At 38.8% G+C, this 14961-nt stretch carries 11 protein-coding genes; 5 read left to right on the top strand and 6 right to left on the bottom strand.

The genetic code is table 11. The features are described 5' to 3' along the window. Window positions 1-11 precede the first annotated feature (11 nt). Together PSM_RS10025 and PSM_RS10020 are read left to right on the top strand one after the other, a co-directional pair. A complete protein-coding gene (locus tag PSM_RS10025) occupies window positions 12-1847 on the top strand; it encodes an ATP-dependent nuclease (protein ID WP_013465395.1) in 1836 nt (611 codons plus the stop codon). 153 nt (window positions 1848-2000) lie between these two features. Beyond that, window positions 2001-2603 (top strand): hypothetical protein, encoded by a 603-nt coding sequence (locus PSM_RS10020; RefSeq protein ID WP_013465394.1) that lies wholly within the window; start codon window positions 2001-2003, stop codon window positions 2601-2603. A 471-nt stretch (window positions 2604-3074) separates the two neighbouring features. Here the strand turns inward: PSM_RS10020 and PSM_RS10015 are convergent, their stop codons facing one another. After that, window positions 3075-4517 (bottom strand): IS1182 family transposase, encoded by a 1443-nt coding sequence (locus PSM_RS10015; protein WP_013465392.1) that lies wholly within the window; start codon window positions 4515-4517, stop codon window positions 3075-3077. A gap of 496 nt (window positions 4518-5013) precedes the next feature. Here PSM_RS10015 and PSM_RS10010 point away from each other — a divergent pair, with 496 nt between their 5' ends. After that, entirely contained in the window at window positions 5014-7770 is a 2757-nt protein-coding gene (locus PSM_RS10010; protein WP_013465391.1) for a hybrid sensor histidine kinase/response regulator, read from the top strand. A gap of 74 nt (window positions 7771-7844) precedes the next feature. On the opposite strand, the gene PSM_RS10005 is transcribed toward PSM_RS10010, so the two are convergent. The 5 genes from PSM_RS10005 to PSM_RS09990 form a co-directional block, all read right to left on the bottom strand. Next, window positions 7845-8246, bottom strand: a complete 402-nt coding sequence (locus PSM_RS10005) for a DUF6691 family protein (protein ID WP_013465390.1) — start codon at window positions 8244-8246, stop codon at window positions 7845-7847. A gap of 3 nt (window positions 8247-8249) precedes the next feature. Beyond that, entirely contained in the window at window positions 8250-8663 is a 414-nt protein-coding gene (locus tag PSM_RS10000) for a YeeE/YedE family protein (RefSeq protein WP_013465389.1), read from the bottom strand. A 3-nt stretch (window positions 8664-8666) separates the two neighbouring features. Next, complete coding sequence (locus PSM_RS09995; RefSeq protein WP_236613538.1) at window positions 8667-9590, bottom strand: OmpP1/FadL family transporter; 924 nt, start codon at window positions 9588-9590, stop codon at window positions 8667-8669. Next, window positions 9575-9925, bottom strand: coding sequence for a hypothetical protein (locus tag PSM_RS18750; protein WP_236613511.1), 351 nt, complete (start codon window positions 9923-9925; stop codon window positions 9575-9577). Before PSM_RS18750 ends, PSM_RS09995 begins: the two co-directional genes overlap by 16 nt. Window positions 9926-10127: 202 nt before the next feature. Further along, on the bottom strand, window positions 10128-11552 hold the full coding sequence (locus PSM_RS09990; RefSeq protein ID WP_013465388.1) for a sugar porter family MFS transporter: 1425 nt from the start codon (window positions 11550-11552) through the stop codon (window positions 10128-10130). 486 nt (window positions 11553-12038) lie between these two features. On the opposite strand from PSM_RS09990, the gene PSM_RS09985 reads away from it, so the two are divergent. Both PSM_RS09985 and PSM_RS09980 read left to right on the top strand, forming a co-directional pair. Beyond that, window positions 12039-14195, top strand: coding sequence for an exonuclease domain-containing protein (locus PSM_RS09985; RefSeq protein WP_013465387.1), 2157 nt, complete (start codon window positions 12039-12041; stop codon window positions 14193-14195). 238 nt (window positions 14196-14433) lie between these two features. Continuing rightward, the gene (locus tag PSM_RS09980; protein ID WP_013465385.1) at window positions 14434-14961 is read left to right on the top strand and encodes a sel1 repeat family protein; all 528 of its coding nucleotides are present in this window, start codon (window positions 14434-14436) and stop codon (window positions 14959-14961) included.

The following is a 14961-nucleotide window of genomic DNA, read 5'->3' as shown; positions in this document are numbered from 1 at the left end:
AAGGATTTAAGATGATTCCAAAAATCAAGAAATTAATAATCAAAAACTTTGGTTGTATAGGAGCTAATGAAGTAACTGTAGATATTGATAAGATAGTTGTTTTAGTTGGTGCTAATAATGCTGGTAAAAGTACTATTTTGAGAGCTTTTGAAGTCGTTACAGATTGCTTGAAATTAGAACAAGATGATTTCCACAATAAACAAGTTACACCTGAATCTTTTCCGGAAGTTGAGGTTTATTCTTTAGCAACTGATGAAACGAAACCTGGTGATGAGTGGTGCTTGGAACAAGATGATGGGATGTTACTTGTAAGAGAAAAATGGACTTGGAATGGAATCAATGTTGAGCCCGTACGTGTAGGGTTTAATGTGAACTTAGGCCGCTATGCTCAAAAAGGTGATGATGAAACTATGCCTTGGGGTATGAATAACAAGGCTAAATCTAAAAGACCGAAACCTCATAGGGTAAGCACATTTGATGACCCAGAAATTCAAGCGAGAGCAATTAAATCACTTTTGAAAAGTTTACTAGATGAAGGAATTAAACAGTACAAAGAAAATGATGCTGATGAAAAGACTGTTTATGAAAAGGTATTAGATTCTTTGGACAAGCTACGAAAAGATACAAAGGTAACTCAAAATCAAAGTGTTCAAAATTTAGAGGCAACTGCAAACGAAATAATCGGAAAAATATTTCCAAACCATGAATTATCAATTCTAGCTCCTGAGAGCAATTCTACTATCAAAGTGGATTTGCTAGGAGATGAGTTCGACGTTCAAATGGGGGCGATAGGTGGCGAAAAATTTCCTCTGAATAAACAAGGAAGCGGAAGTCGAAGAACTGCTTTGTGGACTATTCTCAAACTTTTAGCTGATAATGGCATTAAAGCTAAAAATACAACATCTAAGTCGGCAAAATCTCAGCATGAAAAATTGGGAAATAATACGTCTCACGTATTATTGTTGGATGAACCAGAAGTAAGCTTACACCCAACTGCAATAGATAGTGCCAGAGATGTTCTGTATTCGTTACCAGAAAGTGATAATTGGCAAGTAATGATAGCTACACATTCACCAAACTTTATTGATCTTAGTAAAGACCATACAACGGTCATTAGGGTTGAGAAAAATGAGCACCGAAACATAAAAACAACCACTCTATATAGACCAGAAGATGCGAGTTTAGATGATGACGACAAAGAAAATTTGAAGTTAACAAATTTATTTGACTCTCATATTTCGCAAGCTTTCTTTGGGGGGAGAGTCCTAGTTGTTGAAGGTGATACTGAATATTCAGCATTTGGTTACATTAAAGATAAAGAAACCTCTAATGATAATTTTGAATATCATGATCTTAATATTGTAAGAGCTAGAGGTAAAGTAACTGTAGCGTCAATGATGAAAGTGTTAAATCACTTTAAAGGTCAGTACTTCGTTTTACATGATACAGATACACAAAAATGTATGTCGAAACGAAGAAATAAAGAGAAAAGCAAAGATGGTTGCATTGCATACGATGTGTTTGAAATGAATAATCCAGCGTGGACAAATAATGGGAAAATACAAGCTCAGATGCAACCTGAATCAAAAGTGGTAGCATCAATAGTTAACTTTGAAGAGGCTTACTTTTCAGAAACAGTTGCAAATGATAAACCTGAAAACTGTATTAATAATATCAAAACAGATCCAGATATGTATTCCAAAATTAAGCAGTTGCTAGATGCGATTTTGGAAAAGGACGGCGTTAAGCTACCAAGTGGTGCCATTGCTTGGGCTGATATTAACGAACTTGATGTTGCGGTAACAAACTATCAAAAATCTGTTCAGCATATTCACACAGAAGACTAGCGATATAACAAACGCATTAAATCTGACGTCACACATCGTGCGATTTTTTGCTTAGAAAGAAAATGACGCAAAAAAGCGTCCAACACGTTCCGCAGCTTATGAGGGCGTTATATACTAATTAACTATACAGAGTCACTACAAAGGGAGTAATAAGTGAAATTAAGATACGATTCTATAAACCAATATAAAAGTCCTCAAGAACTCATATTTAGGCTTAGGTTATGGACAGATCCAGCATTTAAGAAACCACCAATTTTAATGGCTTCGCAGCAGGTAGGCTGGAATGGTATTTCGGTTGTTAATGCTTCGGAAGGTATATACAGTTATTTTATGTCTCAAGATATTCTAGCTTCAATAAAATCTGAAGAGCAAGACGTTATCAAGAAAATTACATCCTTCGACTTAATGGGTGTTTTATCAAAGCTACAACAAAGTTTATCGAATGGAATGAATACAGCAGGTAATATAAATGATGAATTATCGGCTTTGATGTGGTTGGGGCCCAAAATCGGTCCGAGTTTGAATGATGCAAAAAATCATATTATTGAGTATTACAACGAATCTGAACAACATAGTTTAGCTTTTGAAAACGTCAAATTTATTGAGCATTATCCATCTCAGGCAGGGCATGTCCAAGACTGGTTTACACAAGAAAAATTCTTCGTGATTAGTTACAAAGAAGGATTTAGAGATCAAGAATGTATTGTTATGACTCATGATGCAATGCAACGAGAGTATGGGATTAAAGGCATATAACAAACTGCTCAAGAAGGGTTCGCAACGCGTGGCGTTTTTACTATGCGTTGAATTTAGTGATTAAGGTAGTACGCGGCGGGATCTGTATTGCGTTGCTCACTCCTAAGCAGGGCATTATCAATGTCCTCAAATAGCACTCAGTCAATAGTCGGTATAGAGTGGTTTAACTTTCAGTATAAAGCAGTTATTTATATCGCTAACGGGTAAATTGGGCTGTTTCTGGTAAATTCATTATTTTTGTCGGATGGCGAGGCTCCGCCACTTGTCCAACCTACATTAAAAGGTAGGTTGGTTAAGCCGAAGGCGCCACCCAACAGGCTTTCAAATTCACTTTTTATCCGAACGGCACAGACTGTGTAAAAACTAATTTTTAATAAATTGTCTTGGGTATGTTCTTAGTTTAAAACCATCTAGGATGGTTGCGATCGATTTTTTCTCAGTATTGCAATTTTCTCCGCGCGAGCGAAACTGCTATAGCAACGCTACTCTAATCGCTTTACTTAGACCATTAACTCCCATAATTGTGAGCATTCTTCTGAAGTTGTAAGCCAGAACATGAAGACTTATTTCTGTACTCACGCTTTTTAAACCTCGTGTTAGTAAGTGGGTAGCTCCCATCCAGAGTTTAATTGTGCCAAAGGGGTGCTCAACAGTTTGCTTGCGATGAAGCATCAATTCAGGTTCATTCTTTAGCTTTTGAAGCATTTCTTCTGTCAGAATCTCATGCACCCACCGCCTTATTCGCCTAGGGTCTTTTTTAGAGTTAGTGCACTGACTTCTTATTTTACAATCTCGACAAGCAATGTGATTGAAGTAAACATCAAGGTATTTACCTTGCTCAAATACCTGCATTCGATTTTGAAGTTCATTACCAGCGGGGCATAAGTAAATATCTTTATTTGCATCGTATTTGAAGAGTGAGCGGTTAAATATCCCTTTCTTTTCAGAGGACGATGTATCCGTCTTGGGCATGATTGGCTCTGCACCCAAATCGATAGTATCTTTTATATCGGGCTGACTGAAGTAACCTTTATCTGCTAATACCCTTATATCTTCCTTGCGCAATGCTTTTTGTGCGAGTTTTGTCATTGACGCAAGCTGGCCTCTATCTGGCACGTTGGTCACCTCATGCGCCACTATAAGGTGGTGCTTGGTATCAACCGCACTTTGCACGTTATAACTCACAACTCTTGTAAAACCTTGAGTTTTCATTAAACGTGAATCAGGATCAGTAGTGGATATTTGCTTGTCAGGATGAGCTTCAACTTGTTCTTTAATCTCGTGTAGTTTTTTTAACTGGCTGCGAAAGTCAGCTAGCCTATCTTTTGTGGCTTTAATTTTTGTGACGTTAGCTTGCTCTTTATCGGCTTCATCAAGTAATTCAAGGTAACGTTCAATGTTCTTTTCGACTCGGTCGATGTGGAATTTAACTTTGCTTGGCGTAAAATTATTGCCTTTGTTGTTGCTAGCTTTAAACTTACTACCATCGATGGCAACAACTGGTTTCTCAAACATATTCAGACGACGGCAGACTTCAACAAACGTTTTGCACACATTTTTTATACCATCTCCGTTGTCTTTTCTAAAATCAGCAATCGTTTTAAAGTCGGGTGCCAATTTACCAAGTAGCCACATCAGTTCAATATTGCGTTGGCATTCGGTTTCTAATCGGCGGGATGATTGAATACGGTTGAGGTAACCATAAAGATACAGTTTTAATAATGTGGCTGGATGATACTTAGGGCGGCCTGTGGACTTTAAAGTTAATCCTTTAAACCCCAATTCAGCTAGATTTAGTTCCTCAATGAAAACATCAATCACTCTGACCGTATTATCTTCACTGACGTAATCTTCCAACGATTCTGGAAATAACGTTGATTGGTCACGACTTTCACCGCTTATAAACTTTGACATACTGCCTCAACCCTCAACTGAATCAATAGTCTAATTATATAAATATCAGTATATTAAGTGAACTAAATGTATAGATTAATAGATCATAAGCAGAACATACTTAGACCAAAAGGTGATCAGAGTTTTCACACAGTCTGGGCACAGAGCAGTCAACTAAACTGGGCTGCATTATTAAGTGGTTAGCTACATAAAGCCTGTATTTGGTAACTTTATGCCATTATATACTTCAATTTTATGCCAAGTTATACTTCACTTACGACGCTGTAGCTCAGTAAAAGCATATGTTCTTATGCCAACTTATACTTCAAACAACATTGGGTGTATTAAAATTCCATTTTTCAATATTTCTTATTTATATTATTCGTACACTAATTCTAGATCATACCCACTTAGCTAAATTTTTACCTTTATAGACAATAGCTAATGAGTGAGCAATAATTAAAACTCGTGATTATACTTTACGCCGCAGGTGTTAAATAAGCTATTAAGGGTCAATATGACGTCTCAGAGGAATAAGTGGGCGCTTGCTATATTATTAGGGCTTTTGGGGGGATGCGCTAACCTTTTACCTCTGTATTTTTTTGATAGCTCTGAATTTTTATTTGGTCAGACGTTTGTAATACTCAGTTTAGTGTTTGCTGGGCTTCGTTATTCCCTCCTTAGTTTAACTATTGTCACTGGTTTTTTATTTTATCGCTGGGGGCATAGCTGGACCAGTATTGTTTATGTGCTTGAGCTGTTTTGGCTTTATACCTTTTGCTTAAAGCGTTCTAAGCCAATACTTCCTTTAGGCGCAGTGTTTTGGTTTTTAGTCGGCTTACCACTGGTGTGGGCTTTGGGTCACTTTGTTATAGGCCTGCCTTGGCTCACGCTTGTTGTGGCTGCCTCAAAATACTTTATCAATGCCATGATAGCGTTAGCTTTGGTCGACTTAGTGAGTGTGTTTGTTCCCCACGCAAGCCGGGCTTATCAAGGGCAGCCTCTGGCCCGTATATTAAGTTATGTTGTCAGTATCATTATTGTTTTGGTGGTTTTGATCACCAGTGTCTTTTTGGTTAATCAGCATTACTCGCGCTTAGAGTACGAAGTAAATACGCAACTTAAAGAAAAATCACGCTCGATCAGTGCCCAGCTTAGTGACTATTTGTTGTTTCATAAAAATGCAATGGTAATAACCAGTGATGCAATGAGTGCCGGAGCACCAATACAGAAGCAGCTTGAGCGGCTAATGGCTTTATACCCTGGTTTTGCAACTAGTCTGTATGCGAACTCCGAAGGTTATGTTGAGAAAAGTATACCCAGTGAATTGCTCAGTGGTTTAAGTCAGAGTCAGCGTTATGTTAATGATCGTCCCTATTTCGCTGAGGCTCAGCAGTTCCCGTTAGGCTACAGCAGTGGCGTTTTTCAAGGCAGAGGATTAGGCGATCAACCTATTGTTGCGCTTTCGGCTCCCATTTATAAAAATGATGAGTTTTATGGTGTAGTTGAGGGGTCGCTCAAGCTAGATCAGTTAGAGCGGTTTATTCCCAATTTATTTGAGTATAAAGGGGATTTACTTGTTCTTGATGCCGATAAAAAAGTAGTATTTAGCTCGTTAAGTCAGTTTGCTGCGCTGACTGATTTTAAGCATCAGGATCTTAGTATCCAACGTTTTAGTGGTAATCAGCTTTTTTGCTCAAACGATAACGAGGTGTACCATACAAATCAGTATGTTGACGACACCACAGGTTGGCAGGTTATATCGCTCTACAATCGTAAATATTTAAGCTTGGTGGTAGTGGCTGCTTGGTTGCCCACTATGTTGCTGGGGCTATTTTCTATTGCACTGGTGGTATTATTTATTTATAAATTCACCCATTTGCTGGTTAAACCCATCATAGAGTTAACTCATTTAATTAACAGCTTTAGTAAAACTAAAAAACACGTATTTAATACAGACTCTAGTTGGTATGAAGTACTGCAATTACAGCAACAATTTGAAATGTTGGGCAATGCACTTCAGCATTCAATCAAAAGTTTGCAAGCCTCTAATGTAAAAAATGAAGACCTTAATAAACAACTTAGTCAATTTAATCAGCAACTCGCAGATAAAGTAGCAGAACAAACAACTGAGCTAACACAAGCCGTTAAACTCGCTAATGAAGCAAATATCGCTAAGTCACAATTTTTAGCTAATATGAGTCACGAACTTCGCACACCTATGAATGGCATATTAGGTATGGGAGAGGTTTTGCTTCGAGATCAGTCTTTAAGTAATGAACAAAAAGAGTTGTTGCTCACGCAGCAAAAAAGCGCAAAAAATTTGCTTGATATTCTTAACGATATTTTAGATTTTTCTAAAATTGAAGCAAATGCCATGGAGCTAAATAGTAGACCCACGCAGGTCGCTCCATTTATCGAAAATATACGCTCTTTATTTACGCCGATTGTTAGTACTAAAGAAGTAGAATTTAGCATAATTCAAACCACAAATTTACCACTGTACATTAGTGTTGATGAATTACGCTTAAATCAGGTGATTATTAATTTACTCTCTAATGCGTATAAATTTACAGAGCAAGGCTTTGTGCGATTATCGTTCGATTATAACGATAATAAACTTCAGGTTAGCGTTGAAGATAGCGGTATTGGTATTGCAAAGGCACAGCAGTCATTATTATTTAGTGAGTTTACTCAAGCTGATGTGGGCGTTGCTCGTAAGTATGGCGGAACAGGGCTGGGGCTGGCTATTTCTCAAAAGCTAATAAAAATGATGGACGGTGAAATTCATTTACACAGCGAAGAGGGTAAAGGTAGTACGTTCACCTTTAGTATTAGTGCGCCAGAATCAGCAGAGGCTCCCTCAAAGTTACCTAAAAAAACAGCCTCGCAGCCCAGTCTTTTGGATAAACGTATACTGTTGGTAGAAGATAATGCGATTAACCGACAGGTGATTGCAAAAATGCTTGAGCCTACTAAAGCGAGTTTAACAATGGCTGAAGATGGCTTAAAGGCGCTTGAAGTATTAAAGAGTCAGTCGTTTGATTTGATTTTAATGGATTGCCAAATGCCGAACATGGATGGCTATGAATGCACTCGCGCGATTAGAACCACTGAAATTAAAACCGGCTTACGAGTACCTATAGTGGCGATCACTGCAAATGCTTATGAGGAAGATAAGCAGCGCTGTTTAATTGTTGGTATGGATGACTTTATAGCCAAACCCATTAATAGCGATGATTTATATACAGTGATTGGTAATATACTCAGTTGAGCAGCAGTTGAAGAGCACACAACATAGATCACGGTTAGTATGCTAAGTGGCCGAGGCGTGCTCGGCAATTCATGTTATACTTTTTTGGTCAGCCACATACCGCCAAGTACGGAAGCAAAAAATAACCAAAACTCTGTTTTAAGTGATACCAGTTGTACAAGCCCGGGGCCCGGGCACACGCCGCTTAAGCCCCAACCTAAACCAAATAAAATAGAGCCAGTAATTAACCGCGTATCGACCTTTTTTAAATCGCTAAGGCTTAGTTTGTCGTTAAACACCGGCGTGCCTTTTTTAGTGAGCCAAAACCATGCGCCCATCATAATGGTCATTGCAACAGCCATAACAATAATTAAGCTACCGTCCCATTGCTGATTAAAAGTGAGAAAGTTAAGCACTTTATCTGGGTTGGTCATGCCACTAATAATTAGTCCCAAACCAAATACAAACCCTAAAATAAGCGTAATAATTGCGTGCATGATTTACCCTACTAAATTAGCGGTGATAATGGCGATTGCCATAAACGTACAGGTTGATACCCATGAACGGGCCGAAAAGCGAGACATACCACATACGCCGTGACCACTGGTGCAGCCATTCGCTAACGTGGTCCCCGCACCGACCAAAAGCCCTGCAATAATAATCATACAAGGCGATAAGTTTAATTCGCCTACTAACAGCTCAGGGGCAAATAATTGTATAAATACACCTGCTAGTAATAACCCCATCACAAAACACAGTTTCCAACGAGAAGCTGCTGCCAGTGGATTAAAAATTGATTTTATAAGCCCTGAAATTCCCGCTACTTTACCAAATAAAACCAGTAATAACGCGCAGGCTAGACCAATTAAACCACCGCCAATAGCCCCAGATAGTGGTGTGAATTCGGTTGTCATCGTTTAAATCCTCCAAGCAAGGGATACACCCAATCCTGATTGTTCCATTGAAATTGATAGTTGTTGATTAGGCGCTAAATAGTTTGCACCTGTTACATTTTTAGAGGGTGAATAAAAAGCCATTGCGTTAAATTGCACCGCGTCACTAAGCGCATGACTAATGCCTGCTGTAAAATGCCATTCTTGCACACCGGGCGCTAAAATATTAAATAAAATGTCAGATGATGGAATGGGTTGCTCAGTATAAGAAGCACCAAACCTAATTTTTTGTTGCTCAGTGCGTTGCCATTGATAACCCAGTTTATAAATACTCATATCGTGCCAACCAAAGCCTGCACCGGCTTCTGCCCCTAGTGGCGCTGACATTAAATTAGTAATAGGGTTGGCGATACTTTTTACTTCACTGTAATTTATTTTTTGCCAATCAAACACCACTTGGTGCGATGGTAAAAACTGCCAAGCGGTACCGAGCTGAATAGAGCTTGGTAAATCAAACCCGCCTTGCTCTGCAAACAGGCCGCTGTAACGGTCAAATTCATCCATAGACACTGATGAACGGTAACTGGCGCCCCAGCTAAATGACGAGTTAATAATGTGGCTGATCCCAAGTTGCATTCCAATGCCTGTGCTGGTATCAACGCCATTATTAGACAGCGCCTCTGGCTTTTGCGAAAAGGCGGCAAAATTTGCCAAACCTTGTGCTTCAAATTGTTGCACTACATAAATAGCAGAAACACCTAGGCGTATTTGCTCATTTAATTGATAGCTCATGGTTGGACTGACAAATAACTGTTTTAAGTCAACACCAGTGGTGCCGCCATAAAATGTGCCTTGAGGGGCAGAATCAGCCACATATTCTGTGTTCATTCCGCCGTTACCGTAAACTAATAGGCCAATATTAATGCGCTCATTTAGTTGATGGCCAATAGCAAATTCGGGAATTGCAAATAAGCTGTTATCACTTTTTTTGTGGTTGCGTCCAAATACAGTGCATTGGGAAAGTATTCATCGACCTTTGCAGCGGTGTAGTTACGCTCAGGAGCAAATAATTCTATGCCTACCGACATTTGCGTGCCATTAGCTGAAAAAGCAGCCGGGTTATTTGCACCCGACATTAATTCTTCTGATAACGCTACACCAGCACCTGCCATGCCTTTGTGAGTCATACCGTAGCCATGAGTAAAATAGCCATTCGTTGCAAATACATTAAATGTGCTTAACGCAGAGGTGAAAACAAGGCCTGAGAATAACTGTTTTTTCATTTAAATTGAGACTAAGTAGAGAAAGTTGGCGAACAATAGCTAACTTTTTATATTCCAAAAAAGAACTTTAAAAGATTATATATACTAAAAAAGCATATTGTTTGTGGATGAGGAACAGGTAAATGAAAGGGCTTACAAAGGAGGGTTATATACACTGGAGTAAAACAGCATTATTAAGCGCTATTTTACTCCAGCCAAGTAATTACATTGACTCTAACTTCATACCGCGTGTCTCTTTAATGTATTTAACTACAAAAAACACACTAATAAACGCCGAGAGGGTATAAAAGCCATAGGCGCCTGCTAAACCAATACTACCTAGCATGATAGGGAAGGTCATAGTAATAGCAAAGTTAGCTATCCACTGCGCACTAGCAGCAACTGCAAGCGCGGCGCCGCGAATGCGGTTATTAAACATTTCACCAAGCAGTACCCACACAATTGGGCCCCAGCTTAAACCAAAAAATACCACAAACAGGTTAGCCATTATTAAAGCAAAGGTACCCATATTTTCGCTAAGTGCTAACTTGCCCGCTTCATCAAGGCCTGCACTGCCAAAGGTGTAGGTAAGTGCACTTAAACTAATAAACATACCTATACTACCTACCAGTAACAATGGCTTACGTCCCACTTTATCAACTAAAGCAATAGCAATAAAAGTAGACAAAATATTAGTGGTACCCGCAAGCACGTTTATAAACAGTGATTGTGATTCATCAAAACCAGCGGCTTGCCAAAGCTCTGAACCGTAATAAAATACCACGTTAATACCAACAAATTGTTGAAACACTGACAAGGCCACACCCACCCAAACAATAGGGTGTACCTTTTTACTGCCATCGATAAATAAATCGCGAATACTTGGTTTTTTATCGCTTTTCAGAGACTGCTTTACGTCATTGATTTGCGCATCAGCATCATCGTTTGAAATTTTATTAAATACAGTTTTAGCGTGTTTAAGCTTGCCTTGTGCGACTAAGTAACGCGGTGACTCAGGAATAAACAAGACCCCAATTAAAAATAAGCCTGCAGGAACCAGTTCAGCCCAAAACATCCAGCGCCATGCAGCTAAGTCTAACAGTAAAATACCCTCGGCACCGCCAGCAGCGTTAGCAATTAGGTAGTTACTTAAAAAGGCTGCAAATAAGCCAAGAACAATAGCAAGTTGTTGCAATGTCGCTAAGCGACCACGCAAACTTGCTGGTGCTACTTCTGCAATATAAGCAGGCGCTAAAACAGAGGCTGCACCTATGCCTAATCCGCCAAATAAGCGGTAAAAAATAAACTCAGCTGAGCTATCAGCAATACCAGAGCCAAATGCACTGATAGCAAATATAAGTGCAGTGACAATCATAATAGCGCGACGGCCAAATTTGTCAGCTAATGGGCCAGCAGCTAAAGCACCCAGCGCACAACCAAGTAAAACAGAGGCAACATTAAACCCTGTTGCTACACTGCTTGAGTTAAATGTATTACCTAACGCCGATACAGTGCCGTTTATAACGCCTGAATCAAAACCAAATAAAAAGCCACCAATGGCGGCAACAGCCGATATAAAAATAACGTATAAAAGTGAGCACTTTGCCGCTGCGCTTTGCTCACCTTTAGTTGCATGCTGTGTTGTCATGTTGTTCAATCCTAATTTTTATTATGTGTAATGAAGTTAAAGTACCACTAATAATTTGCGGGCAACCTTAGCACAGAGTAATCACGCTAAAAAAGATATTTCAATAGTAATACGTATGCATAAATAAATTAATTGAGTTGCGCGAGGGTCTGTTTATCTTTTGAGATTGAAGTTTCAGCAGTGTGTTTGGTTTTTAAGAAAAATAGATCTTTTGCCATGTGAATGCCCGTAAATAGGTACTAACGCTTCGTTAATGTTAAACACGCACTGCTTGAAGGGTTCTGCTATCTACACAGGTGAAGATAAGGGCCAGGGTATAAAAAGGGTGCTCGGTTTTAACTTAGTTTATTAAGTAACAAACCTCGCTAAAATTAAAGCGCCCGAGATTGAATCAATTTAAATTCTAAAAGGCTATTAACTCCTAATTGGGTTGCTAAAAGCGCTCAAATAATTATACTGTTTTTATATACAGTATTGGCGGTTTTTATGAGAAAAGAGTTACCAGCAAAATATTATTTGGCACATTTTAAAGAGCTAATAGGCTTTGTGAGCGATAAATGTATGCATTTACTTGAGCAAAAGCACATTACATTTATTAATAAAATAAACACCCTCGACGAGCAAAGCCAATGCATGCTAGCACGTATTTATTCTCGTAAACCTTATTTAGTGCAAACTCAGTCATTAAATTATGAAGAGATTATTTCGCCTTATCAGGCACTTTTTAATTTAAAAACAGCTGGGTTAATCTGTGAACCCTCACAAGCAGACGCTAAGCAACTGCTTAGCCATCTAACAAAGCCGGCCTTAATTGAGTTGTTAGCTCAACAAGACCTGCCACCACTATTTAAAAAAAGTGCTGCTAAAGGTTGTTTAGTTGAAGTCGCTATTTCATTTTTTGAATCTAAGCCAGAGCGTCTTTCGCATTTGTATAATCAGTACGTGATCAATAATAGAGATGAGTGTTACCAGTATTTTGAGTTTTTGTATATTGGCAGGCTCAGTGCCGGTGATGTGAATCATCAAAACCGGTTTGTACTAAGAGACTTAGGGGTAACCCCTGTTAGGCAAGGGCATAATGAAAGTTTGTCTCGCTTTGACTCAATTGAGGAAGCGCAATCTAACTATGTGTTAAACCGTTTTCGGTTAGCCGTTAAAAACGCGAAAGATGACAATGAAAATGAGACGTTAGCAAAACAGTTAATAAATGAATTAGCAGTAGGGGTTGTAGCTCGAGAGCTAAAGAATAAGTTATTGGTCATACTTTATAAGCAACTAAAAACAACTAACCCTGTATTAGCGTTTGATGTACTTAATGCCTGCGAAGACGATGCGCACGCACTAGAAATTCAAATAAGAGAGCAATACCGTTTAGGTAATAAAGAATGGGTAAAGGCGCAACTTGAGAAAATTATAGAAAATCCGCTCACCGATGAGTTACTGTACTTTGCGGATGACTTTTTAATGCGCAAATTTAACAAGCAAACACGCTCACGGCTTAGTGAAATGTTAGCCAGTACACGCTGTATTATAGAAGTTGATGAACTTTACCGTGGCGATGTTGAGTTAGGTGTAAGTGATCACTACACTCGTCAAGGCAAACAGGTTTTTTATACTGAAAATACTTTGTGGCAAAGCTTATTTGCGCTGGTTTTTTGGCAGGAACTTTTTATTGAAACCCCAACCCCCCCCTGCAACGAATTTGATATTTATCCGCAAGCCTTAAAAACAGATACATTTTATTTAAATCAATCCTCGCAAGTAGAGGCGCGGCTGGCTGCGTGTAATAGTACCCAAAAATTGCTGCGTTTAGTGTGTAACCATGCAGCGAAGTATTATGAGCAACCAAATGGCTTATTTAGATGGCACAAAGATGTATTAAAGCCATTAGAGATGCTTATTTTAAACAGCCCGATAAATGCGCTATTAAGCCATTTAAAAAACATGGCAAAAAACTACCGACAGCTAAAAGATGGTTACCCCGATTTAATGATTGTTGATAACAGCGCAGTTCATTTTGAAGAGGTAAAAGCGCCCGGAGACAAGCTTAAAAGAAACCAGCTAGTGAGCATCGATAATTTAAAAAACAGTGGTTTTAAAGTCAATATTGCAGCGGTGAAGTGGTATGTAGACCCTAACCGTGTTTATAGTGTAGTTGATATTGAAACTACAGGAGGCCTCAAAGGCGGTAACCGTATTACCGAAATTGGTATTGTTAAAATAAAGCAGGGCGAAATAGTTGATACATGGACCACATTGATAAACCCAGAGCGTCCCATCCCGCGTTTTATTACCTCGCTTACAGGCATTAACGATGCCATGGTAAGCAATGCGCCCATATTTAGCGAGATTGCAGCGCCGTTACTGAATCAATTATCAGGCAGTATTTTTGTGGCGCATAATGTTAATTTTGATTATGGATTTATTAAAAAAGAGCTTGAGAGGATAGGGATTAATTTTAAAATGCCGAAACTGTGTACAGTCGTTGAATCACGCAAAGCATTTAAGGGATTAAAGTCATACTCACTCGGTAATTTATCGGCACACTTTAATTTAGACTTAACCAATCATCACCGTGCATTAGACGATGCCAAAGCGGCCGCGCAGTTATTATTACTGGTTCAGCAAACGGACAGTCAGTGATAGATTTACGTCAGTTAAATGCATTGTGCGTAAAGTAAAGTACCTTGTGTATAAATACAGGGTATTAAAAAAATAGGTTTATCTATTTTTAATGGGCGATTAAAACTGCGCTTATAAAAATAATCGCTGTAAGCTTTGCAATCCCACATAAATATTAAATTTATGTTAACAGGTTTTAGGGCAGATGCTTTAAAAGTGGTTATGTTTCTGAGCAAAAAATAATAAATTAAGGATAATAATGAATCATCAACGATTGAGTGCCACTTTGCTGGTATTGGTGGCTTTAATAACTGGCTGTAATTCGTCACCAATAAGTCTTTACAGCGATAATACCATGAAGAAAAAAGAATATAATGATGTTAAGGCATACAAAAAAGGGGAGTTTGAAGAAGCTTTTAACTATTTAGAAGAGCCTGCTGCATTGGGCTATAAAAGTGCACAATACACCCTAGCGTTTATGTTTTTAAAAGGGCAATATCTAGAGCAATCAACTAAGCTTGGTATGGGGTGGTTAGGTGTTGCAGCAGAAGCTGGCGTTGAAAATTGGTCACAACAATATGATACTTTTTATACTGCTGCGACAACACACGAGAAGCAAGAAATAGATGCAATTGTTGCCGTTTATATTGAACAATTTGGTGTTAAAGCTCAAAACATGACATGCCGTAGATCAACATCACCGAGACGAACATTCGGCGAAATTAAAATTGATTGTAGTAAACATGACGGCGCTGTCACTGTGTATGAAGTAGACACAATTGAATGA

It is taken from the genome of Pseudoalteromonas sp. SM9913, from assembly GCF_000184065.1.
GTDB lineage: Bacteria > Pseudomonadota > Gammaproteobacteria > Enterobacterales > Alteromonadaceae > Pseudoalteromonas > Pseudoalteromonas tetraodonis.
Note: the sequence above shows the minus strand (reverse complement) of the source record. Positions and strands in the feature narration are given on the sequence as shown.